This is a genomic window from Nostoc sp. KVJ20, from assembly GCF_001712795.1.
Taxonomy (GTDB): domain Bacteria; phylum Cyanobacteriota; class Cyanobacteriia; order Cyanobacteriales; family Nostocaceae; genus Nostoc.
Window position 1 is genome coordinate 1 of the sequence record NZ_KV757727.1, and the last position, 25,190, is coordinate 25,190.

The window sequence follows — 25,190 nt, forward strand, 5'->3', positions numbered from 1 at the left end:
TTTCAGCAAGCCCTAACTATCTGATAATATCACTACACGCGCTTTGGGCACAGCAATGCTCATCGGTGTCAACTTAAGCTAGAAATAGCTGCGCTGCGGGCTTCATAACCCGCCAGAGAATGAATTCTCTGGCTCATAGCTAAAGTCTACTGAAGTAGACTGAATATTTTTGGGGATATCTAGTCATCTGAAGATGACTTTAGCTATGAGACAGAGAATTCATTCTCTGGCGGACGTGGGGTTTCGCGTTAAATTGACACCAATGAGCAATGTGCTTTACCCCTACTATTCCACACAATTAAAATTGGCTATTTGCCCCTACGAAGCATTTTGCAATTCAGCTGTGCGGACTGAAAGCTGCTGTGTTTGATTACCCCGTTGCACTTTCACCTGTAATATTTGTCCAAGGCGACTATCTTCCACAACATTCTGCAATTGTTCAGCACTGGTAATTGCTTTACCATCAACTTGCAGAATTACATCCCCGCGCCGGATACCCGCAGATGCAGCTGGAGAATTTGGAACAACTCGCATGACAAAAACACCATTAATTTCTGGTATCTGAATCGGAGAGTTGGGATCGGTATTATTTTGCTTGGCAAGTTCGGGTGTCAAAGTTAGCATTTGCACACCTAGGTAGGGGTGAGCAACTTTACCATCACGTTGCAGTTGCGCTGCGATCGCCTTGGCTTTATCAATAGGAATTGCAAACCCAATACCCATCGCGTCAGGACGAATAGCTGTGTTAATGCCAATCACTTCACCTTGACCATTTAATAGTGGCCCGCCAGAGTTACCAGGGTTAATGGCGGCGTCTGTCTGAATGAAGTCCAAGCGTTTATCACTAATGCCGACTTGGGCGCTGGAACGTTTGAGGGTACTGACAATTCCCAAGGTAACGGTGTTATCAAATCCTAAAGGATTACCAACTGCGATCGCCCAATCTCCTACCTGTACATTAGTGGAAGAACCTAAAGGCGCGACTGGTAAATCATTACCAGCGTTAATCTTGACTACTGCCAAATCTGTAACTTCATCAATACCTTGAACTTTCCCTTCAAAGGTGCGACCATCTTTGAGTCTGACTGTTACCTTATCAGCCTTATCGACCACATGAGCATTGGTCAAAACTAGGCCGCTCTTGTCAATAATGAAACCTGAGCCTAAACCGCGTAACTGCTCAGAAGGCATCTGTTGGGGGAAACCGTCACCAAAAAAACGGCGGAAAAACGGGTCTTCAAAAAATGGATCAACGCGACGAGTAATTGTCCGCTCAGTATCAATCCGGACAACTGCTGTACCCACACGATTCACTGCTGCTGTGACAAAGCTGGTGCTACCGATCGCAGCCGTGGCTGGTGATTGGCGTTGGGCAATCAGTTCCGAAGTATCTCTAGCAGTGACTATAGGTGCTGGTTCGGCTTGGGATGGTAACACCTGCAATGTGCTAACCGTGAGCAAAACTCCTAGCGCGATCGCTAAAACATGACTACTGAGTTGACGTAGAGACCGAGATAATTTGGGAAATCGCATAATCACAACCTAATTTATAAGCCTAATTGTTGCTTAGTCGTGACAAATCTATTTACAGTTATTTTTACAAAATTGACGTTGGCTTTTTAGTTCAAGTTTCTCCTGCTCTTTCCAATACTAGGTTAGGGCATTTTACGAACTATCTGTAATCAACTTAATGGAAAATCTAACCCAAAAGCTATTATGGACATTCACCCTTTACAAGTTCGGTTTTCACCCATCAATAAAACTTTTGGATTGCGAATTCGACTGTCTGACTTTCTGTTTGAACGGTGGACTATGGATGAACTAACTTTTGTTCAAGATTTCATTCCGACTGGCTGCACCTAGCTGGGGTAAAGAGTTGATGGCTGAGTGGGGAGTGAGAGTAGCGGGAACAGTTGGAGGGATTTGTAATTGTTGAACAACACTTTGCAGTAATTGGTCTTGTCCAGTCCGCAAACCCCAGAGATTTGTACCACGATTGATAATAGCAAACCAAACCAAACCGCGATCGCGTGTGGGCATCACTCCCGCCAAAGCGCTCACATCGCGGAGAGTACCAGTTTTGATCACGGTTGCTGGGGGAATGTGTCTGGCGTGCAGTGTTCCCCGGCGATCAAACCCAGACATAGGGAACAAGTCAGCCAAATTCAGTTGATGGGTGGTTGCTTCCCTTTGAATAGCCATCAACATTGCACAAGCAGCCCTGGGGGAAATGCGATTTTCCTGTCCTAGGCCGGAACCATTGATTAACTGAATTTCCACTTGTGGCACCCTAGCAAGGCTAGCAGCGGTTGATTGTACTACACTTGCTCCTCCCACTGACTCTGCCAGCATCTCTGCCATATCGTTGTTACTGTAAACGTTCATTTCCTTAATTAGTTGCTTCAAGGGTAATGAGCGATGACGTAGTAACAAAGTTTGTTGAGCATTGGGTTGCACCGCAACTTTCACCGCACCAGCAATCACGACTTCAGGCTTGGGTGTTCCCTTGGGCATGATTGAGTGTATGTAAACAGCAGGGCGTCCCCAAGTCGCACGATTTAGTGTTTGCTTAAGTATTAGACCGGCTAGCATCGGCTGACGTTGGAAATTCATGGCAAAATTGCCATTAATGATCAAATTTCCCTTTACCTGCTTGATCCCCATTTTATTGAGAGTATTACCAAGAGCGATCGCTTCTTCCCAAACAAACAAAGGATCGCCACCACCAGTAATCACCAAATCGCCCTGGACAACCCCTTTTACCACTGGCCCAGTGACACTGACGAAAGTATCAAATTGGTGATCTGGCCCCCAAGCTTTCAACGCAACTAGTGAAGTGGCAATTTTAGTTAAAGAGGCAGCCGGCAGAGGTGTTGTACCTTGGTGATTTGCCATCAGCATCGGCCCCGACTGCATCCAAATTCCCTGACTCTCAGCTAGATTTTGGGCGACTAGTTTTGATGTTACTAGCTCTTTCAGATATTCCTGCACCGTAGTTGCCCCAGTTGGATTGGGATCAGGGGCAAGAACTAAGCCAGGACTACTTTGCCAAGTCAAAGCATCTAAGGCATCTAGAGGTTTGATTTGTACCCCGGCCATTTCCAGCCAAAGCGACACCAAACCTGAACCCAATAATTCCAGCATCTTTTATTCCTCTATTAGGATTTAAGTTTCCTGTGCTAATATACAAGTTTTTTTACGCTAATCAGTATTGAGTCATAATAGCTGGTGTTTTTATCATCTGTAAGTAGGGTGAATAATATTGTTTTTGTGGCTCCTCTGACAATGCCAAAATGCCCATTGCTTATGAAGATAGCCTAATGAGAATAAAAAATCTCTAACTGAGACAATGGGATGAATTAATTATGAGAAAAATGTATATCAAGGTATGAAGCGATCGCATCTCATCAAAATAATTCGTAATTCGTAATTCGTAATTCATAATTGAATTAGTTAAGGATTCCTACCCCGACTAATTATAAAGCAGCAATTTTAGAATTTAATACAGGATTCAAACCCTAAAATTACCTTAACGTGAGTTCGACAAGTCTTATTTGACCTCTACCCCAACCCCTCTCTGACACGCAGAGGGGAGCAAAAAGCTGAATTTTTCGTTGCTCCTCCCTTTCCGTTTCGGAGAGGGAGAGGTTCATCGAACTCACGTTACCTTAGCGCAGCGCGTTCGCTCTTAGCGTCTCGGAGAGAAGTAGTCCGCGAAAGTCATTACGAATTACGAATTACGAATTAGTTAATATCTATTTTCTTTCTGGATGTGCTGCATCCTCTGCTGAAGGAGTACCCATCTGATTAATTGTGGCAATCATCTGATATAAGTGCCCCAAGTCGCGTTGATTGAAGTACAAAATGAGGCGGGGTAGCCCAACAGTTTCATCTTGTGCTTCTTGAGGTAATGCCTGACTTTTTTCAATCCGTCCTTTAACAATAATGTTGCTGAAATCAGCATTGAGTTGCTCAACAAGAGCGTCTGATATATCTGTCTTCAGGCGGATGACTAATTGATCCCCTACATAACGACTGGAATGATAAACCTGGTAAAAACGGGTGATAGCGTCGCAAGCCACATCCAGATTATCTGTCACTGTGTAAAGGCTAGGGTCTTCGGGGCTGACAAGACCATTTTGCACTAATTGCTTATCAACATATTCGCTCCAAGAGCGCCAGTAATCACCACCAGGGCGATCAATTAAAACTAGAGGTACTGGCCCAAATTTTCCAGTCTGGCTTAATGTCATGCATTCAAAAGCTTCATCTTGAGTGCCAAAGCCTCCCGGAAACAACGCTACTGCATCACTTTCTTTCAGGAGAAACAGCTTGCGTGTAAAGAAATATTTGAAGTGTATTAACTTGGGATCACCTTCTATAAACGGGTTCGCTTCCTGTTCAAAGGGTAACTGAATGTTTAATCCAAAGGAATTTTCTCGCCCAGCACCTTCGTGTCCCGCCTGCATGATCCCACCGCCACCGCCGGTCATCACCATGAATCCTAATTCAGAAACAGCACGAGCAAACTCAAGCGCCATTTGGTACTCTGGTGTATCTGCGGCGAGACGAGCAGAACCGAAGATTGTAACTTTGCGAACGTGTCGGTAATCATAAAAAAGCTGGAAACCGCGCTCCATATCTGCTAAAGCAGCCGACAAAATTTTCCAATCGAGGCGCTCAATTTCGGTATCAGCTAGACGAACAATAGTAGCAAGTGCTTGCTGAATAAATTGCCGATTTTTTAATGTCGGTAAACGAGCGATCAATTCAGCGATATCCGCCTGTAAAGACTCTAATGTGTCAAACGACGCAGATGAGGTCATGAGAACTGCCGCAACAATGGCACTATATTTTACGTGAATGACTTACACTCTAGCAAGCGGGAGATAGCCCTCTGATATTCATTCAAAGCTTGGGTTTTATCTTTCCCCTTGTCCCCGCTTCCTCTCAATTCAATCCCAGTTCTTCTCTCAACGCCTCTGGCACATTAACTGCTGTATCTAATCCCCGCACACCTTCCCACTGCTGCTTTTTACCCCAGGTCATTTCTTGGAGATTGGCGTCGCTGAGGTCTGCACCACCCAGAATGGCGTAACTGAGGTTGCTATGGCTAAGATCCGCACCATTGAGAATAGCACCACTGAGGTTACTGCCACTGAGGTTAGCACTGTTAAGGTTGGCATAGCTGAGGTCTGTGCCGAACAGGATGGCGTCGGTGAGATCGGCACCACTGAGGTCGGCGTCGTTCAGAATCACGCCACTGAGGTCGGCTTCGTTGAGAATCACCCGACTCAGGTCTACGCCACTGAGATCGGCACCTAAGAACATTGCACCGTTAAGTCTGGCATTGTTAAGTTTGGCTCCGTTAAGTTTGGCGTAGCTGAGGTCTGCGGCGACGAGGATAGCATCACTAAGGTTGGTACTGAAAAGAATTGTGTCACTGAGGTTAGTACCGTTGAGAATGGCGTGACTCAAATCAGCACCACTGAGGTCGGCGCGGCAAAGATCGGCATAGCTAAAGCTGACGCTGCTAAGGTTGGCTTCACTCAGATTTGCACCGAAAAGGATGGCGTTACTTAGATCAGCATGGCTAAGATTGGTGCTACTCAGGTCAGCGCGGTTGAGGTCGGCATGGTTAAGGTCGGCGCGACTAAGGTTTGTACTGCTGAGGTCGGCGCGGTTGAGGTCGGCACGGCTGAGGTTGGCACAGCTAAGGTTAGCACCACTGAGATTGGTGCTGCTGAGGTCGGCCCCACTGAGGTTAGCACCGCTGAGGTTGGCACCGCTGAGGTTGGCATCCCCAAGGTTGGCACCACTAAGATTGGCACCGCTGAAGTTTACGCCAGTTAAGTTGGCATCGCCGAGATAAGCAAGGCTTAGGTCAGCACCACTAAAGTCTGCCCCAGTGAGGTTGGCATCGCCTAAGTAAGCACTCTGAAAGTTACCGCCTTTGAGGAATTGCCCGACTATACTGCTAAAGTTACCAATTTCCAGAGCATCGCTATAGTTAATAATCCGCAGCAGTTGAGATGTGAAAAAATTGTCTGTGTCTGGTTGGGCAGATGGATAGAAGGTGATTTTTTGTTTGAGTTCATCTTGCTCTTGAGCGTAGCGGTGTAACTCTAACAGTAAAATCAGTACGTTTAGACCTGTATATATGTCTACCTGTCTCAAACCGATCGCAATATTTTGTGCCGCCAGCTTTAATCTTTTTTTCTGAGGTAGGTTATCATCTGGTGCCCCATCGATAAATTCTCCCTGACACCAGCGATGATAAAAATCTTCTAGCCGCCAGAAAAGTAGTTCTGAGCGAATTTTTTTACCAGTCACAACCAATTCCATTACTTGGCTGACTATTTCTGGTTTCATCGCCCCATTGCCTAGTAAATCATAAATTTCTTCATGCATTTGGCGATCGCACACTCTAAAGGATAATCCAGAGGGTAGAGTGCCCAATGTCTGATCGTCTATCTTAGAAGTCAAACCGCTCTTTGGTATTGACCATTTTTCTAAGCTTTTTTGCAGTCTCGGAGAGTATAAATATTCCTGCAAATCATCTTGAGCAAATTTAACGCTTTTATCTGGTTCTTTAATACTTTTTTCTAGAGGTAAAACTGCTTCGGTTTCTGGCGATGTGGTCTTTGGCATCTCTTCCAACCTTGTACCCCTCACATAATTTCTCAGCAGTTGCCAGACTTGAGATAAATATGTTGACATTTCTGTGTCCGTTGTTACATTTAAATTACTGTTTTTGATAATCCTGAATTAAAACTTTTTCTATGCTAGTTTGCTATTCATTGCCAACAATCAAGAGTATAAACAAATACTATATTAAAAAAATCATCAGTTGGCTATGTCTATGACGAGCTACTTCTTGTGCATTTGCCAACAGCCTTCCTGAAGGGTGGCTTTTCGCTCATCTGTAGTAACATTAAGCTTCTTCTGTTGAGGTAAATAAAGTGTTAGCTTAAAATTCTTTCCAAAATCAACTAATTTCCATGCTTTTGCTATTTTGTTATGCTTTTTTCCCAAGAAGTTTACTAGTTTGATGTAAAAATAATGCTTACTGTTTCTTGAAGAGGCAATTGTTAGGAGAAATCCTACACTAAAACAGCATAGAAAAACTGAAGGATGGCAACTAAAATTGAAGTCAAAAGTTTATTGCTTAATATAAAGCAGCTAAGAGAATGGGTAAAGATTAGGCTATATAGCTTTACAAAAGTTCAAAATTAATTGCGTGATAGTTATCGGGGAATAGATGCGATGAACAAATTAAGCTTTTATATGATTTTGTTACAGGGTTTATTTTTAGGGATAACAACGGCTAGTGCCAAGTCACCATCTTTTAACAAAGTTGATACCGAGTTGTCAGTCAAACATAAAATTGTAAAAGGGGTAGTTACAGACAGAATTGCAGAGAAATCTCATAATCAGTTAATGACAGCAGCTTTATCGCTAAAAAATACTAATATTTCTCAGGAAAAGAAGCTACCTTCGGGACAAGTTTGGGTAGTTAATCAAAATAAACATGCACAGCCTCAACCGTTCATTTGGGTAGTAAAAGATCCTAAAAAAGCAGGGCAGCAACCATTTTTACAAGTTGCAAAACCGAATGCCAAGCCTAATCCTAGTAAACCAGTAGCAAAGGATGATTTAGAGGCATTTGACGAAGTAATCAAAGATACCCAAAAGTCAGGGGGATTATTCACCCTTTATCGCAATAAAGAAAAGAATAAAATTTATCTAGAAATTAAGCCAGAGCAACTCAATAAAAATTACCTAGCTACGGCAACGCTGGAATCAGGTATTGGCGAACGGGGTATTTACAGCGGTATGCCTCTACAAGATTTTTTGTTTTATTTCCAACGGGTGGATGATAAACTACACTTTGTCATCCGTAATGTCAATTTTCGTACTCGTGAGGGAGATCCCCAGGCGCGATCGCTAGCCCGGTCTTTTAGTGACTCTGTTCTCTACAGCATTTCCATTAAAAGTATTCATCCACAACGCAAAACTTTCCTTATCGACTTGGGTGATTTGCTACTGACAGATTTAGCTGGATTATCTGTAAGTTTAGGAGTCCCAGGAAGCACAGACCAGTCTTATTTTGGTACTGCTAAAGCTTTCCCCCAAAATTTAGAAATAGAATCAGTTTTGAATTTCTCTGGTGGTACTGGCCGTGAAAGTGAAATAGCAAGCTTTGCGTCGCTAGCTGACAACCGTGGCTTTACCCTGCGTGTCCACTATAGTCTCTCCCAACTACCTGATAAAGATTATCGACCGCGTATTGCTGACGATCGCATCGGCTATTTCATCACCGCCTACCAAGACTTATCCAAAGACGATCGCGGCGATTCTTTTGTCCGCTACATCAATCGCTGGCATTTGGAAAAACAAGACCCAAAAGCAAAAATTTCTCCACCCAAAAAACCGATTGTTTTCTGGATTGATAACGCTGTCCCTTTAGAATACCGCGATGCGATGAAAGAAGGCGTGTTGATGTGGAACAAAGCCTTTCTCAAAGCGGGATTCAAGGATGCAATTGAAGTCCGCCAAATGCCAGATGATGCCACATGGGACCCAGCAGATATTCGTTACAACACGATTCGCTGGATTAACACAGTCGATGGATACTTTGCAATGGGGCCATCCCGCGTTAACCCCCTGACTGGAGAAATTTTGGATGCAGATATTCTCGTAGATGCCAGCTTTGTCAGGCTACTAAAGAGTGAGTATCGCAAAATCGTCCAACCTAGCCAACAATCTAGCCAAACACAAAATCTCACTACTTTATCAGCTTTGATGCAAAATCGTCTACTTTGCGCTAATGGTTTAGATGCGAAAAACAATGGTATGCCCCAGCAAATGCAAGGGGAACAGGGGTTGTTGAGTCGTTTATCGAAAATGGCAGGCGAGTACGATTTATGCTACGGGATGGAAGCTGCTAACCAGTTTGCCGTTGGTTCATTGGCGATGTCACTGCTGCCAGATACTATGGCCACTCCAGATCAGGTGAAAGAATATATCAATCAATACTTACGTTTAATCATTGCTCACGAAGTTGGACATACTCTTGGTTTACGTCATAACTTCCGTGGTAGTACACTGCTAGCACCGGAGGAAATGAATAATACGGAAATTACCAAAACTAAAGGTTTGACAACTTCTGTGATGGACTATATTCCCCCAAATATTGCCCCTCAAGGGACAAAACAGGGAGATTATTTTCCCAGTATGGTGGGTGTTTATGATGAATGGGCGATTAAGTATGGTTACATACCAATTCAAACATCAACTCCTCTAGCAGAAAAGCCAATTTTGGAGGAAATTGCAGGAGAATCTTACAAGCCAGAGTTGAGTTATTCCACAGACGAAGATGTCTATGACCTTGACCCAACTGCCAATGCTTGGGATAACAGTGGCAATGTGCTGCTTTATTCTCAGTGGCAATTGAATAATTCGCGGGTGATGTGGGAACGTCTCGATAAACGTTTCCCATTAGCTGGTGATAGTTACAGCGATGTGAGCGAACGTTTTAGCACAGTCTTGGGTAACTATTTCCAGCAGATATATTACACCACAAAATATATTGGGGGACAATCTTTCTATCGCATCCGTCCTGGCGAGATAGCCTCCGATAACGTCTCTGGAGTCGGCCAAAAACGATTACCATTTGAACCAGTACCAGTTGAACAACAACGGGAGGCCTTAGAAACGCTGCAAAAATATGTGTTTGCAGAAGATGCTCTGAGTTTTTCACCAGAATTACTGAATAAATTAGCACCTTCTCGTTGGCGACATTGGGGTAGTTCTCCTCAAGTTGGTCGTTTGGATTATCCAATTCATGACTTAGTGCTACTGATGCAGGGTTCTGTGTTGCGGGATTTATTCTCAGGCGATCGCCTCTCTCGCCTCAAGGATATTGAACTCAAAACAAAGCCCGAAAATGCACTGACTCTACCTGAACTATTTGAAACTTTGCAATCAGGTATTTGGACGGAAGTCATCAAACCAAAAGGTAAACCAATGAAGATTACCAGTTTACGGCGAGGCTTGCAGCGTCAATATCTGGACATTTTGACTGGTATGGTCTTGCGAAAAGAATATGTTCCTGAAGATGCTCGTACTCTAGCTTGGTATAAACTCAAACAACTAGATGAGAAACTTAAGGGGGTTAATTCAGATGATGAATACACCAAAGCGCACTTACTAGAAACGCGCGATCGCATCGAGAAAGTCTTAAACGCCCCGTTGCAAGGGAATTAAAAAAGATAGAAGTAAGGAATTTTACTATAGGACTCATATTTGATTTCGGAAAAAACTCAGTACAACTAAGAAGCCTTCTTGACTGTTGCCTGTAGCAAGATTGCCTGTCTACGCAAATTCGTTCAGAAATCAAAGCGGATTCCTATATTAATTCTTTACTTCTCTTCTCTATCCCCTAATTTTGGCTAAATATATTTAGAATGCTCATACAGGCTGAAAAAATAGTTTATGTCAGCTAGAGATAAATTTCACAATGTTGTGAAATCGGCATTACAAAAGGATGGGTGGCGAATTACTCATGATCCTTTGCTAATTCGCATAGAAAATATTACCGATATGTACATCGATTTGGGAGCAGAGAGAATTATTGCGGCAGAAAGAGAGGGACAAATAATAGCGGTTGAAGTTAAAAGTTTTATCGGTACTTCAACTATTTCTGAGTTTCATACTGCGGTGGGACAATTTATTAATTATCGATATGCGTTAGAAGAGATAGATTCTGAGCGAGTTTTGTATTTAGCAGTACCCTTAAACACTTATAACGATTTTTTAAATAAACCATTTATTAAAAGTATTATCCAGCGTAGTCAAATTAATCTGATAGTTTATGATGTGGAAACGGAGGAAATTAGCCGATGGCAGATTTAGATAAATATCGAAAGTGTATTCGGCAATTACTTACAGAATATGCTCAACGCGCCTCCTCTAATAATGAAATTGAAGCTCAAACAATTTTTGACGTAGAACAAGACCATTACCAACTGATATATATTGGTTGGCAAAATAGACGTAGGATTTTTGGCCCTGTGATGCATTTTGATATCAAAAATGGCAAAATTTGGATTCAGTGGAATGGCACAGAAGAGGATGTAGGTGAGCAACTTGCGGCGATGGGAGTACCAAAAAACGATATTGTAGTTGGATTTCACCCACCTTACATCCGGCAGTATACAGATTATGCTGTGAGTTAATCACAAATCAGTTAGAGCGATCGCTTGGAGATCACCCTCTGATGTAAGAGGCACATTAGGTTCTTGTCCCACGCCTTGGCAATGTCGCACAATATACGGGGTTTTCTGCATCAAGTTTATGTATAGAAAACTCAAGATGAGGCAGCAGATGAGAAAGTTAGTTTCCGCCTGCTACCTCTGCATTATCCTAACTACTCAACGCCTTTAAGAACCGTTGCAAACTCTTAAACACACTCGGCTTTCTCGCAGGTGTCGCATCTGTTGTTGTTTGTTGTTGTCCTTTTAAAAGGATGAGATCCAAATCATCACCCGATGGTTTTGTGGGTAATTCAGCAATTCTTTGATATTCGCCACCTGTTTCCAGCCAAACTTCCCATTGTCCTGGGTAGCAACGACGTAGGGCACTTTGATCATCTATGGGGCGCAGGTAATAACAGGATTCAATGGTATTGGTGAAACGTTCACGAGTTTTTCTTGCTGCATAACCAATGCCCACAACCCCGGAATCTTCTAAACGGGGATTTAAAAAAACTAAAGGGCGATCGCCTATTACTTCACATAACTTTTCCAACTGCGGTACTTCTACAGATGTGGGGGCGATGAATAAGAAAATTTCATCCTCTGGCTGAATTTTTGTCTGCAAGGAAGCAGCCCTTCCCGTACCGATATCCAAAATTTGAAATGGTGCATCAGCCCAATTGCGGCGGGCGAGAGCCGCAGCCCCAGCGTCAGCAAAGAAAATCTTCAAACGGGAATCATATTCTGTAAACAGTGGCAGAAATTGTTCCGCCACCGGCATAAACTTGAGTTCTGGGAACAGGAACTCAACTTGTATGCGAGTACAGCCATCTGCAAGGGCAGCTTGAACGGCTATACGAGATTGGGCGATCGCATCTTCAAGACTATTTGGAAGTTCACTCATAATCTACATGGTGCTCTAGTGTCTACTCCCATTGTTTCAGTATTGGCTCTTAATTTCCGTTGAAAAAATATTTTATACCAGTATAATGTCTTATTTTTATAACTTTAGTTATATCTCTATTGATTCTCAACAGTGTTCAATTTGAGTATTTTCTCATCAAGTATGAATTATAAATCATCAAATATCTCAACTGAACTCAGTCGCCAGCAGGAGGAGACTTATCACAATATTTTTTACACTATTAAATAAACCTTATAAACTACTTAGGTAAAAGTATATGCCTCTTCATAAACTTGAACATTTTGACCAAAAGTATCTCGATAGTTTTGGCGGAGACGACATTAAAGCGCTGGATCTTTATACTCAGGGAGGAGAAAGAATTGGTTCCGTGGCTGATGTTTTAGTTGATGACGATGGTCGTTTTCGGTATTTAATTATTGATGTCAGCTTAGATTTTATTAGCAAAAAGATATTGCTCCCAATTGGTCTTTGCCGGATCAATTATCCAGAAAGACGCGTCTATGTTGATGGGTTAAGCAGACAGCAAGTAGAAAATTTACCCGATCATAAAGAAGATACGATCCTTGATAAGGATTACGAAGAAAATGTCCGTAGTGTATTTCGTTCTTCAAACAGCGGTGTGACCTACGATCGCAATACATACAATTATCAGAAAGATCCAGATTTATACGGTTTGAATGAGCAATCCGATCAAACTTTTAGACTCTATGAAGAACGATTAATTGCCAACAAACACCGCATAAAAACTGGAGAAGTAACCGTTGGCAAGCACATTGAAATAGAAACTGCACGCGTTACAATACCTATTGAAAAAGAACGAGTTCTGATTGAGCGAGTCATGCCAACAGAAGCAGGAAAGGTTTTAGATCCCAATGAAATTAAGTTTCAAGAAGGGGAAGTAGCACGCATAGAAGTGTATGAAGAAACGCCTGAGATACATAAAGAAGCCTTTGTGCGTGAAGAAGTCCGGGTCAAGAAAGTAATAGAACGGGACACTGTGGAAGCACAAGACACCGTTCGTCGAGAAGAGTTAGATGTTGATACTGCGGGTAATTTAAATGTGCAAGAAAATGGGATGACTACACATGAAGCTATTTAATTAGCTAATTAATAAGTTTGGTTGGGAGATTTATCTAAAATAATCATCCAGCTAAAGTTATACCATTTTACATTTTAGATGGGGAATTGCTTTGTTTCGGTTATTCCGTGAATCCTCCATCTAAATAATTCTTTTTAACTTTTTAAGAATTTACATCTTGATAAACAGCGTCAAGATGTAAAAATTTTTGCGAGTATTTTAATATCTTGGTAAATCCATTTATCAAGTCTAGATATTTACAAAAAAAATGAAGAACTCGCAATTTGTATATCTTTATTTAGCTATGTTGATAAACACTTCCTATAACTTTTGATTATTTAGCCTTGGAAAAAATTCATTCGCCAGAAGGAGGTATACAAATCCAAAAATGTCTAGTTTAGTTATTAAGAGATGAAGAGAAAATTTTTGAGGCTAAATATAATGGTTCTTTACAAATTAGAAGATTTTGAGCCTAACTACCGGGAAACCTTTGAAGGTCACGATATTAATGGGCTTGGAGTATATACACAAGGAACTGATGAAAAAATTGGCACTGTCAGCGACGTTTTAGTTGACGAGGAAGGCCATTTTCGCTATCTAGTTGTTGACTTAGGCTTCTGGATTTTTGGTAAGAAAGTATTGCTACCACTCGGTCGTGCTCGTATCGACTATAACGTTGAGCGCGTGTACACAATTGGCTTGACTAGAGAGCAAGCAGAAGATTTACCTGAGTTTAATGAACGTCAAACCCTTGATTACGACTATGAAGAACGGGTGCGTGGTGTATATCGCCAACCCACAGATAACACCCCTTCTGTAGAAGCTTCAGCACCATTAGATACAACACCCACTTACGCCCGTGATAACTACAATTACGAACGTGAACCTTCTTTATACGGGCTAAATGAACAAGATCATCAAACTCTGAGATTGTATGAAGAACGGCTGATTGCCAGTAAACGACGCCAAAAGACTGGAGAAGTAACAATTGGCAAGCATGTTGAGACTGATACTGCACGCGTTGCAGTGCCCATAGAAAGAGAACGAGTTGTGATTGAACGTGTAACTCCAACAGATGCGGGTGCATCTGTCTCTGCACGCGAAGCAGATTTCCGTGAAGGCGAAGTTGCTCGCATAGAAATCCACGAAGAAACTCCTGATGTTCGCAAAGAAGCATTTTTGCGTGAAGAAGTTAGAGTGAGAAAAGTGGTAGATCAAGACACAGTTGAAACTCAAGAAACTGTGCGTCGTGAAGAGTTAGATGTAAATTCTGGTAATCTTCCGATTCAAGAACGCTAACTAAATATAGTCATTAGTTACTAGCTAATGACTAATAATTAATTCGACACAGTGCAGGTAAGGCTGTTGAATGAATTAGCCTTACCTGTGCTTGCAATGATTGATGCCACTTTAGATTTGGGATTGCGAATTTTACTCTTGATGTAGCTTGAATAAATATATCTATCGCAAACCTTTTCTGGTATCAATGTGACTAATTTAATCTAGCTAAATAGAAAGCAGTTCATAAATTTTGTATATGAATAGCCAACTGATGGCAAAAAACATTAGACAGTCAAATGGTAACCCTGGCACTACTAGCACCTCACTGGCAGAGTTAAGAAAGAAGGTGAACAATTTTGCTGTCTTTGATAAGCAAGGTCAGTTAGTAGGAAGAGTTCATGATTTAATTGTGGATGATAATCGTCGCCTAAACTTAGTTATATCTAGGCAGATTAATCAAAAAACTGTAGAATATGGTCAGCAGTTAGCCGATAAGCATACTTCTTTATTTCGCTTGCAGAGCCAGAGAATAAAACAAATTGACAAGCCGAATAAATCTGTTTTCATAGACTTAAACAAATCAGAAATAGAGTATATGCCTGAATATTTAGAAACAGAAAAACCAGGCGATCGCAACTCAACTGAGCAACTAGCGAATAATCAAACTACAAATAGCCTAATTGATCCCGTAAATTTAGAGCAGGCTACTGAAGAACATATTATTCGTCTATTAGAAGAACGACTAGTTATTGAAAGCAGTAAGCGTAAAGTTGGTGAGGTAATTGTTCGCAAAGTAGTTGAAACCCGGATGATACAAGTTCCTGTCCGGCGTGAAAAGCTGATTGTGGAACAAGTTAGCCCAGAACACAAACAACTCGCAGAAATTGATTTAGGGGAGGGAGAAATTGCTGGCGTTGACTTGACCGATGTAGAAAGACTTGAATTTACAGGTCTTGACAGCAGTTTAACGGTAAGCAGCGAATTTAGTTCACCTAAAATTGCTAGTTTATTATTGAATGCGATCGCACTAGAGCAAAATCACGGCTGCAAGCGAGTGCGAGTGACCATTGCTGTTGAAGATGAGTCACACCAGAAAAAATACCAGGAGTGGTTTGACCGCTGTTCTAAAGGTCAATCACTAAAACCAGAAAAATAAGTTTCTAGCAGATAAATTACTAGGGTGGGCATTGTCCACCCTATTTTTTTGCTGATTTGAGGAAAAAAAGTTGAAATTTCCGTTCTTTTGTGGATAGTGTGGAATGTCTCTAAAGCAACTTAATTTACAATACTAAGCAGTTGCCGTTCTTTTGGCTACTTGCAATGAAATTTCGACTGAAGAGACTTTCACGGAAGAAACAACAGCATCTAATCCCACCGATTCAGATTCAAGTTCGAGATGGAAAATTTGAGATTATGGGTATGGGTGTATGGCATTCCTACTGGCGCGATCCCTATCATCTCCTGCTAACGATTCCCTGGACTGGCTTTCTGATCCTGATTTGTACTTTTTATATAACTATTAATGCTCTATTTGCCCTAGCTTACTTAATAGGAGGAGATTGTATTGCCAACGCCCGACCTGGCTCTTTTTTAGATGTCTTCTTCTTTAGCGTCCAAACCCTAGCATCCATCGGCTATGGGGCAATGTATCCTAAAACAACTTACGCCAACATTATTGTCACCATTGAAGCAATGATCGGTTTGGTGGGAATTGCTGTGATGACAGGACTCGCGTTTGCTCGATTCTCTAGACCTACAGCCCGTGTGCTTTTTAGTCGTGTAGCAGTAATTACATCTCATGATGCAATGCCAACTCTCATATTTCGCACGGCTAATCGGCGTCGCAATATGATTCTGGAGGCGCAAATGCGAGTCTACTTGATGCGCGACGAAGTAACCCTAGAAGGGCAATTCATGCGTCGATTCTACGATCTCAAACTTCTGAGGAGCCAAACGCCTAGCTTCACATTAAGCTGGTCAGTGATGCATGTCATTGATGAGTTTAGTCCTCTATATGGGATGACACCAGAATCGTTAACCCAGACAAATACTATAGTGATTATCTCTTTGAGTGGCATTGATGAAACGGTTGCACAGGTTGTTCATGCCCGTCATAGTTATGGTGCTAATGAGATTTTGTGGAACAATCAATTTGCCGATATCTTTTACCACACACCCGATGGACATCGCTACATTGATTACAATCGCTTCCACGATGTTTTACCTTTAGATGAAAATAGTTGAAATTTCTGAAAGTTATTCGGAAGTCTGATTGAGTTGTGGTTGTAAGGGTTTAACGACCACGCGACCATTTTCAACTACAGTGCAACTTTTAACTATGCTCTTACTGTGGTTAACTGGCACATCCTGGCACTGGTTTTGGTGCGAGATGTTTTGCTCTTGTTGTTGGTTGAGGACGACAACACAAGAGGGGCAGGAGGCGAAGGACATATAACGTATTTTGATCTCTATATTAATAATTATCGCGCTACTGATGCTGTTTGGCTGAAAAATTTGCTACCCATGATGTGCTAGCCTACCATCCTGAAATTTAATTCAGTGCTGATTATTGCGTATATGCGAAACTATGGATGTAAGTACTTGCTTTCTTGTGCTTTTAGCCTGTGTAAACAGGAAAGCGGCTATAGATCCCGCCCCGCTTTCCTCTCTGCCCAAAATTGTTTGGCAGGGTTAGACAGTGGGTTTTTCTAATGAAAAAATTTTTGAGATATGTGGGTTTAGGTTTACTATCTACGTTCTTGACTGCTACTCCCGGATTGGGAGCTGAACGCATTAGCTTTTTTTACCCTCCTTTTGGCGAATTCTCTTTATCTGTGGACTCGCTAGAAACTTTTGCTAAAGAAGGCAAAATCGATGACGAACTTTCCTTTTACGCTAGTCGTGCTACTCCTGAACAAGTTGCTCAACTGCGGGATCTACTCCAGCAAAGGTTCAATGTAACTCCTACACTAGTATCTCAAGTTACCTACTCACCTATAGGCGAACAGCTGATGCAACGTCTAGGAGAATTACTTCTCACTGAGTCTCGAAATAATGGTTTCTATGCTATACGTGCCTCTTTGATTTTGTCTGCTGCTGATCAAGAGGGTTTAACGGTTGTGAATTTGCTGCGTAAATTTCCCAGCAATACTATGCGGGTGAATTTCACAGAGGGGTTAAGGATAGTCGATGACTTGTCGCAATTGCTCAAAAGAAAGGATGAAGTTGTTGCCTCTCTTCAAAAAGAAGCGATCGCACAAGCAGCAAATTCAACTGTTGACTTCTCGAAAAAACTAGATTTGCGATCGCCAGGACAATTCCGCTCGCAGAAAAAAACCTTGGAGCTAAATGACTTTTCTCGCAATCGCCGTCTACCTGTGGATATCTATTTACCTACAACTCAAAACTTACAACTCAAAACTCAAAACTCTCCATCACCCCCCTTTCCCCTGATTGTCATTTCTCATGGTGTCGCCTCAGACCGTTCTCCCTTTGTCTACCTGGCAGAACATTTAGCATCTTATGGTTTTGCCGTTGCTGTTCTGGAACACCCTGGTAGTAATGCCGAACGCATTCAACAATATTTTGCAGGTTTGGCGGGGCCGCCAGAAGCAGCAGAATTTATCAACCGACCTTTGGATATCAAATATCTACTCAATGAACTCGAACGTCTAGATAAATCTGATCCTACCCTCCAAGGAAAACTCAATTTTCAGCAAATTGGGGCGATCGGTCATTCCTTTGGCGGTTATACGGTTTTGGCTCTAGCAGGAGCAAAGATTAACTTTGAGCAATTGCGCCAAGATTGTAATCCCAATAATTCATCGTTTAATTTGTCGCTGATTTTGCAGTGTCAAGCAACTGAGTTACCTCCAGGAAATTATGACCTCAAAGACGATCGCATCAAGGCCATCATTGCGATTAATCCCATTGATAGTTCAATTTTGGGTCAGTGGGGAGTCAGTCAAATTAAAATTCCGGTAATGCTGGTAGCAGGTAGTCAAGATATTTTTGCCCCACCCGTATTTGAGCAAATTCGTCCCTTTACCTGGCTTTCGGACTCCAATAAGTACCTGGCTTTGATCGAAAACGCTACCCATTTTTCTGCGATCGCTGAACCTACTGCTGAAAACAATGTTTTACCTGTGCCACCTGCTTTGCTGGGCCCCGATCGTGATGCTGTTTATTCCTATCTCAACGCCCTTAGCCTAGCTTTTGTAGAAACCCATATCCTCAACCGCCCTGAATACCGTTCTTATTTGCAGCCCTCCTACGGCACATTCATCAGTAAAGAGCCGCTTAATCTCAGTCTTTTACAGTCATTGCCAGTAGATCAATTCAATCAAATTTGGAATGGCTCAAATCCCCAGTCAAGCAAAGCATCAAATCCTCAACCTACTTCTTTTTAGGAGGCAGAAGGCAGGAGGCAGGAGGCAGGAGGAAAGAGTAAGCCGATTGAACTGCGGGGATAATTACTAATTACGTAAATATACGGAGTGTAGCTTTAGGCATAATCATCAATTAGGAATCATATTGACTTACAGTTCAGATCCCCAAATCCTCTAATAATTTGGGGATCTTATTGTTGATGGATGATTGAAGTTTGCTATAGACAAGGCAAGTCTCAAGCCTTACTTTGATAAACTCAAAGCTAAACCTAAAGAAATTAGCATTTGTCTTAAAGTTTGGTTGATAATTCAAGACAATCATTTAGCCTACTCCTACTCTTTTCAAAAAATAAAAATCATCAACCTGTATTTTCAATAAAACAGTAAATTTACTGATGTAATTCTGTGAGTTTATTTGGAACTAACTATTGCAACCATAAGGCAAAATGCTATATGTCTTTTTTGTCTCTAAGCTGTGAATTAGACATAGCAATTTCCCAAAAAAGTAGCTCTTTGTCAGGGAATTAAGATATTTGTACTGAGGGATTCATAAAAACTTATTTAATAAAATCTTTTATATATATATGCTTGTCGTTAAGAAGTATTAAGAAATCCTTATTAAAGAATATTGCAATACCTTGATTTAATTGCTAACGTGTGTATGACAACGATGCTGATGAGCGCTCGGATCTAGGAGACATAAAATCTATGAGCTACATGCATTCAGTCAATTGTGTTAGGGTTTGACGGATTAAAAACGAGAAATTTCTGCCTCGTATAGACAATTATGAGGAATTGCAGATTAACCAAGAAATATCTCGTTGCCAAAGGCTTAGTTTCAGTTTGATTTAAATTGTGATTGATTATTTGTCTTACCTTGTGCCGACAAGCAAGTAGCTCTTGATTGTGTATATCGGCAATAACGAAGAGTTTGGTAGGACTTAGATTTTGGAGGATAAAACTAATGGAGATTCAAGGTAAAGTTGCCCTAATTACAGGGGCTTCTCGTGGTATTGGACGAGCGATCGCTCTCGAACTAGCGCAACAAGGCATCAAGCGGCTGATATTGGTGGCACGCGATCGCCAAAAGTTAGTTGAGGTAGCCGACGAAATTGAGGCGATGGGAACAAAAACTGCGATCGTAGCCTTAGATTTGACGCAGACAATTGATGTAAATATCGCTGTTGCCCAACTGTGGCGCAATTTCGGGCAGATTCACCTGCTGGTTAACTGTGCGGGAGTCGCATACCAAACCTCGTTTTTACAATCTAAAATGCCCCAAGTTCAAGAAGAACTCTCTGTGAACTTGTTAGGAATGTACAACCTCACTAGTTTGATTGCTCGACGCATGGCCAGCCAAAGACAAGGAACAATTGTCAATGTATCGAGCCTGATGGGGAAAGTTGCAGCACCAACGATGGCGACATACTCAGCAACCAAGTTTGCCATCTTAGGATTTACCCAAGCCTTGCGCCAAGAACTAGCTGAACACAATATTCGCGTCATTGCATTATTGCCTTCCCTGACAGACACAGACATGGTGCGCGACTTAAAATTATTTCGCTGGGTGATCCCCATGACTCCCCAGCAAGTGGCGAAAGCACTTGTTACCGGAATGCAAAATGATTCACCAGAAATTTTAGTCGGATGGCAAAGTCATTTAGCGGTGTTGTGTCAACGCATCGCGCCTTGGTTGCTAGAGCTAATTTTACGAATAGCAGCTCCGCCAGCACCAAGAAGACAACGACCTCTTGAAAAACTTATCCCTTCGCGTAGCGTCTCGTAGAGAAGGGGAGACGCCGAGGGCGATCGCTGACTCAACACTCAGCATTCCTGAACAAACTTGTCCGAAATCTTCAGTCGTTTAGCTTTATTCTTGTGCAACAAAGCAATGCTCACAGTGCCAAGAAATGCTAATAAGCTGAAAGTAGAACTAGATTCAGGAACAGACTTAGGATTCTCAATTTTGAGAACTTGTCCAAGTCCAGGGCGATCGCCTCGGTTTGTCACGTAGATAGCACCATCAGCACCAATAGTCAAAGCAGTAGGAGACTCTAATCCATTGCCACTAAGGATAGTTGTGCGAGTTCCATCACTCGCTATTTTAATCACAGCACCATCTAGATTACCTTTCCAGAGTGACTCATTAGCGTACTGCAAAGCATATAAATTACCCTCAGCATCAAAATCTAAGTCAGTAAGTTGGGTAAAGCCATCGGTATAAACTGTTGATTGACCATCAGCACCAACTCGATAGATTTTTGCTTCACCTTCTGGAAAAGGAAAACCAGTTAATTGGCTAATATAATAAGCGCCATCTGGGCCTTTAGCGATATTTGTCGGTACAGCTTGGATTTCAAATGGCGATGATGATGCGCCAGAGGGAAAAATTGGATTAGTTAATGTCTGCCGGGGAATTGTAGCGATCGCCTTTAAATTACTTCCATCAGTTCCTACACTGAGTAACTCATTAGCACCGGCATCAACTGCAAAAATGTTATTCCCATCTAAAAGAAGAGAGAAGGGATTGCTAATTAGATCGCCTTGATCTGGATTGTTTGCAAGTTCATAATTAGCTAAATCAGCAACACTAGTCCACGAATTTGTATTGAAATTAGCAGTAATGATTTTTCCTAAGTCGGTGTTACCTAATGCCGCCCGAAATGTGGGATTTGAACCATATCCAATTGCAATATAAGGCTTGCCAGTAGCATCAAATTTGATATCTTGAGGCCCAGAAGTATCAGTACCATCTGGTAATGCTAAAGAAGGAAGTCCTGTAAGTATACGTTCTTGCGTACCATTTGCAATTTTGGTAACTGCACCAGTTGTGCCATAACATAAAGATTGGTTGGCAACGCTCGGTGAAGGAACACAAGCTCCACTGCCGCCTGTTCCTGCTTCGGTGACGTAGAGATTCCTATCAGTACCAAAAGTTAGACCTCGTGGATTATTAAGACCATCAGCAATTACCGAAAATGATGCCGCCTCTGCTGCTTTCATTCCCGAAAAAGCAGCAATACAAACACTCAAAAATGTAATTCCAAATTGTTTTAGTTTCATGAGACTCCTCCTAAAATTAAATTTGCCTAAAGCATAGAATAGAAAGTTTTATCTTGAAAAATAATAATATTTAATGTTTATAGTTTTTGGGGATTTTACAGCTTATTTAAAAGAAGGAAACAGATCCAAGCCCAGAAATTCAGGTTTTATCTGGATTTCTGAATTTTGAGTTGTATCATACCATTTCCAAAAATCTTTGCAACATAATGAATCGGCTATAGAGGCGTACAGATGTACATCTCTAGCAACAAAATTAAATAGAATTGCTGTATATTCTCTAACGCTTTTTATACAAGTGTGATATTCCAACTGTTGAACTACACAGATTTTGCGGGACTACAAGGCGATCGCAGTTTGCATCAATACATAAAGTTACAGAGCAGAAATTGCTGTGCGATCGCATAATTAGACATACCTTGTTTCGGAGCAAACAGAAATGCTTTCCTTCCCTACAACTCTGACTCCTTTGCCCGAAATCATTGATGGCTTACCGAATATTTCTGGTTGGGAAACAGAGGTTCTCTCTGTAGTTAACCAAGATCAACCAGTATTTTTACCCACAACGAATATCCGCTTAGAAGACGTAAATGCTGTGTTTGCGATCGCTTTGCACATGCACCAGCCAACTATACCTGCTGGAAATGGCGGTACACTGATCAGTAATCTGCAATATATGTTTGAACATCCTCATGAAGGGGATAACCACAACGCAGATCCTTTTGCTTATTGTTACAGTCGCATGGGTGACTTGATCCCCGAACTTGTGAGTCAAGGTTGCAATCCGCGTGTGATGTTGGATTACTCAGGTAATCTGCTGTGGGGACTGCGGCAAATGGGACGCGGTGATGTTCTGGATAATCTTAAACGGATTACTTGCGATCGCACCTACCAACCTTATGTAGAATGGCTGGGTACAATGTGGGGTCATGCAGTTATTCCTTCCACACCCATAGCAGATATTAAATTACATATCGTTGCATGGCAACATCACTTTGCCGCAATTTTTGGTTGGGAAGCACTAGCGCGAGTTAAAGGATTTTCGCCCCCAGAAATGCACCTACCAAATCACCCTGATGCTCTCTTTGAATTTGTGAAAGCGCTAAAAGAATGTGGATATCGCTGGCTACTTGTTCAAGAACATTCTGTAGAAACTCTTACTGGTCAATCTCTCACTTATAAACATTTACCACATCGTCTAATTGCCCGTAATTCTCAAGGCGAAACAATTAGCATCACAGCTTTAATTAAAACCCAAGGTTCGGATACTAAATTAGTTGCTCAGATGCAGCCTTATTATGAAGCGAAAACATTATCCAAACAACAAGTTGGCGGTGTATTTATACCACCAATAGTTAGCCAAATTGGTGATGGTGAAAATGGCGGTGTGATGATGAATGAATTTCCTAGCGCTTTTAAACAAGCTTGGGGGGATATGGTAAATAACGGCGGAGGAAAATCAGGTATTGTTGGGATGTGTGGTACAGAATATTTAGAATTAATCGAAGCTGCTGGATGCAAACCTGAAGATTATCCAACTTGTCAGCCAGTCGGACAACATCAAATTTGGGAGAGAGTTTCACCAGAAAATATTCAACCGCAAGCTGTAGAGAATGCCATTCAAGAATTGAAGCAAACAAACTCTAATTTTCATCTAGATGGAGCCTCGTGGACAAATCATATCAGTTGGGTAAAAGGATATGAAAATGTGTTGTCTCCCATGTATCAATTAAGCAGTTTATTTCATCAGAAGTTTGATCCATTGCTGCAAACTGACTCAGCAGAACCAGTCACCAGACAATCTCAATATCGTAACGTTCTTCTACATAACCTTTTGCTGCAAACCAGTTGTTTTCGTTATTGGGGACAAGGTGCTTGGACTGATCACGCACGGGAAATTTACCAACGTGGCGAAAATTTATTGCAGATGAATTGAGATTTAGTTCAAGTAAGTGGGAAATCTAAGTGTAGGTTGCTGGGTGCTGATATCCGAATTGGATGAGCGACCTGGTATTTAAACTTACAATGAGGTAGTTGTGTTTCGAGTTGTTGTTGGCCATAGCGACGATCCTGATTCTCAAAATGCGATCGCTGAAGTTCTTCAAGAATGTAGCCATTCTCTTGCTGGCTCACTTCCCCAAGCTGGACTTTTATTCACTGCGATAGACTTTGACCATGTGTTAATTTTGCAACGCATCCAAGACGCTTTTCCTGGAATTGAGTTGATTGGTGGAACTACAAATGGAGAAATTTCTTCAATTCTGGAGTTTCAGCAAGATTCTCTGACCTTAATGCTGTTTGCTTCCGATGAAGTGGAAATTCACTCAGGTATTGGCCGAGGAGTATCCAAAAATCCAGCCCTTGCAGCCCAAGAAGCGATCGCCCAAGCAAAGGCAAAGAGTTCATCTGTACCACAATTGTGTCTTACCTTCCCTGATAGTCTAACCAGCAATGGGGTTTTAATTTTAGAAGGTTTAAAACAAAGCCTGGGAGAACATATTCCCATCATTGGGGGAATGACTGCCGATGACTATACCTTTGACAAAACCTACCAATTCTTCCAAGGTGAAGTACTAAGTGATTCAGTTCCAGTGCTACTATTCTCTGGAAAAATACTATTTTCCCACGGAGTTGCTAGTGGTTGGACTCCCATTAGTCAACGTAGCCGTGTAACTAAAGTGGATGGAAACGTAGTCTATGAAATTGATGGACAGCGTGCCTTAGATTTCTATCAGCATTATCTCGGTGAAGAAAGATTTGCGTCCAATTATGCCATCCATGCTCTGGCAGTTTTTGAGGATAGAGATAATTTCTATTTGCGGGCACCTAATGGCTACGATCAACAGTCTGGTAGCGTGACGTTCTTCTCAGATATTCCTGAACAAGCAGTTGTACAAATCACCGATGCGACTCGTGACAATATTTTGTCAGCTTCAGAGACATCTTTGAAGAATGCTTATGCAGATTATCCTGGTGTGGAACCAACAGCAGCTTTACTTATTTCCTGTGCAGCTCGTAGGCGAATTCTGGGAACTCTAGCAAGAGTTGAGTATCAGTTTGTCAAAACTCATTTACCAAAAGCATTACCTTGTTGTGGTTTTTATGCTTATGGTGAAATTGCTCCTTTAGTGGGTGGAGGTCAAACCCAATTTCATAACAAAACCTTTGTCACACTGTTAATAGGGACAAAATGAGTAGTG

18 protein-coding genes are annotated in these 25,190 nt (G+C 41.8%); 11 read left to right on the top strand and 7 right to left on the bottom strand.

The genetic code is table 11. From position 1 onward, the window contains the following. Nucleotides 1-318: 318 nt before the first annotated feature. From A4S05_RS32340 to A4S05_RS32355, 4 genes are all read right to left on the bottom strand, one after another. On the bottom strand, nt 319-1,533 hold the full coding sequence (locus tag A4S05_RS32340) for an HhoA/HhoB/HtrA family serine endopeptidase (RefSeq protein ID WP_069073862.1): 1,215 nt from the start codon (nt 1,531-1,533) through the stop codon (nt 319-321). 288 nt (nt 1,534-1,821) lie between these two features. Then, entirely contained in the window at nt 1,822-3,144 is a 1,323-nt protein-coding gene (locus A4S05_RS32345; RefSeq protein ID WP_069073863.1) for a D-alanyl-D-alanine carboxypeptidase, read from the bottom strand. A 611-nt stretch (nt 3,145-3,755) separates the two neighbouring features. Next, nucleotides 3,756-4,826, bottom strand: coding sequence for an LOG family protein (locus tag A4S05_RS32350; protein WP_069073864.1), 1,071 nt, complete (start codon nt 4,824-4,826; stop codon nt 3,756-3,758). 124 nt (nt 4,827-4,950) lie between these two features. Next, nucleotides 4,951-6,720 (bottom strand): pentapeptide repeat-containing protein, encoded by a 1,770-nt coding sequence (locus A4S05_RS32355; protein ID WP_069073865.1) that lies wholly within the window; start codon nt 6,718-6,720, stop codon nt 4,951-4,953. A gap of 546 nt (nt 6,721-7,266) precedes the next feature. Here A4S05_RS32355 and A4S05_RS32360 point away from each other — a divergent pair. The 3 genes from A4S05_RS32360 (at nt 7,267) to A4S05_RS32370 (ending at nt 11,240) form a co-directional block, all read left to right on the top strand. Beyond that, the gene (locus tag A4S05_RS32360; RefSeq protein ID WP_069073866.1) at nt 7,267-10,269 is read left to right on the top strand and encodes a zinc-dependent metalloprotease; all 3,003 of its coding nucleotides are present in this window, start codon (nt 7,267-7,269) and stop codon (nt 10,267-10,269) included. 228 nt (nt 10,270-10,497) lie between these two features. Beyond that, the gene (locus A4S05_RS32365; RefSeq protein ID WP_069073867.1) at nt 10,498-10,917 is read left to right on the top strand and encodes a XisH family protein; all 420 of its coding nucleotides are present in this window, start codon (nt 10,498-10,500) and stop codon (nt 10,915-10,917) included. Continuing rightward, nucleotides 10,905-11,240 carry a XisI protein gene (locus A4S05_RS32370; RefSeq protein WP_069073868.1) on the top strand — a complete coding sequence of 112 codons (336 nt, stop codon included), beginning with the start codon at nt 10,905-10,907 and terminating at the stop codon, nt 11,238-11,240. Before A4S05_RS32365 ends, A4S05_RS32370 begins: the two co-directional genes overlap by 13 nt. A 187-nt stretch (nt 11,241-11,427) precedes the next feature. Here A4S05_RS32370 and A4S05_RS32375 read toward each other — a convergent pair whose 3' ends face one another. Further along, nucleotides 11,428-12,162 (bottom strand): DUF1995 family protein, encoded by a 735-nt coding sequence (locus tag A4S05_RS32375; RefSeq protein ID WP_069073869.1) that lies wholly within the window; start codon nt 12,160-12,162, stop codon nt 11,428-11,430. 277 nt (nt 12,163-12,439) lie between these two features. Here A4S05_RS32375 and A4S05_RS32380 point away from each other — a divergent pair, with 277 nt between their 5' ends. From A4S05_RS32380 to A4S05_RS32395, 4 genes are all read left to right on the top strand, one after another. Beyond that, a complete protein-coding gene (locus tag A4S05_RS32380; protein ID WP_069073870.1) occupies nt 12,440-13,282 on the top strand; it encodes a DUF2382 domain-containing protein in 843 nt (280 codons plus the stop codon). A gap of 420 nt (nt 13,283-13,702) precedes the next feature. Then, nucleotides 13,703-14,560, top strand: a complete 858-nt coding sequence (locus tag A4S05_RS32385) for a DUF2382 domain-containing protein (RefSeq protein ID WP_069073871.1) — start codon at nt 13,703-13,705, stop codon at nt 14,558-14,560. A 238-nt stretch (nt 14,561-14,798) separates the two neighbouring features. Beyond that, nucleotides 14,799-15,698, top strand: coding sequence for a DUF2382 domain-containing protein (locus A4S05_RS32390; protein WP_084227350.1), 900 nt, complete (start codon nt 14,799-14,801; stop codon nt 15,696-15,698). Between the two features lie 164 nt (nt 15,699-15,862). Then, nucleotides 15,863-16,786, top strand: coding sequence for an ion channel (locus A4S05_RS32395; protein ID WP_069073872.1), 924 nt, complete (start codon nt 15,863-15,865; stop codon nt 16,784-16,786). Nucleotides 16,787-16,798: 12 nt separating this feature from the next. On the opposite strand, the gene A4S05_RS39640 is transcribed toward A4S05_RS32395, so the two are convergent. Beyond that, nucleotides 16,799-16,993, bottom strand: a complete 195-nt coding sequence (locus A4S05_RS39640) for a hypothetical protein (protein ID WP_084227351.1) — start codon at nt 16,991-16,993, stop codon at nt 16,799-16,801. A 260-nt stretch (nt 16,994-17,253) separates the two neighbouring features. Between A4S05_RS39640 and A4S05_RS32400 the strand changes: the two genes are divergently transcribed. Together A4S05_RS32400 and A4S05_RS32405 are read left to right on the top strand one after the other, a co-directional pair. Beyond that, nucleotides 17,254-18,951, top strand: coding sequence for an alpha/beta hydrolase (locus A4S05_RS32400; RefSeq protein ID WP_069073873.1), 1,698 nt, complete (start codon nt 17,254-17,256; stop codon nt 18,949-18,951). A 943-nt stretch (nt 18,952-19,894) separates the two neighbouring features. Continuing rightward, nucleotides 19,895-20,716, top strand: a complete 822-nt coding sequence (locus tag A4S05_RS32405; RefSeq protein ID WP_069073874.1) for an SDR family NAD(P)-dependent oxidoreductase — start codon at nt 19,895-19,897, stop codon at nt 20,714-20,716. Nucleotides 20,717-20,754: 38 nt separating this feature from the next. Here the strand turns inward: A4S05_RS32405 and A4S05_RS32410 are convergent, their stop codons facing one another. Further along, on the bottom strand, nt 20,755-21,993 hold the full coding sequence (locus A4S05_RS32410; protein ID WP_069073875.1) for a ScyD/ScyE family protein: 1,239 nt from the start codon (nt 21,991-21,993) through the stop codon (nt 20,755-20,757). A 436-nt stretch (nt 21,994-22,429) separates the two neighbouring features. Between A4S05_RS32410 and A4S05_RS32415 the strand changes: the two genes are divergently transcribed. Further along, nucleotides 22,430-23,926, top strand: coding sequence for a glycosyl hydrolase family 57 (locus tag A4S05_RS32415; RefSeq protein ID WP_069073876.1), 1,497 nt, complete (start codon nt 22,430-22,432; stop codon nt 23,924-23,926). A 100-nt stretch (nt 23,927-24,026) separates the two neighbouring features. Then, a complete protein-coding gene (locus A4S05_RS32420) occupies nt 24,027-25,184 on the top strand; it encodes an FIST signal transduction protein (RefSeq protein WP_069073877.1) in 1,158 nt (385 codons plus the stop codon). Nucleotides 25,185-25,190: the final 6 nt, after the last annotated feature.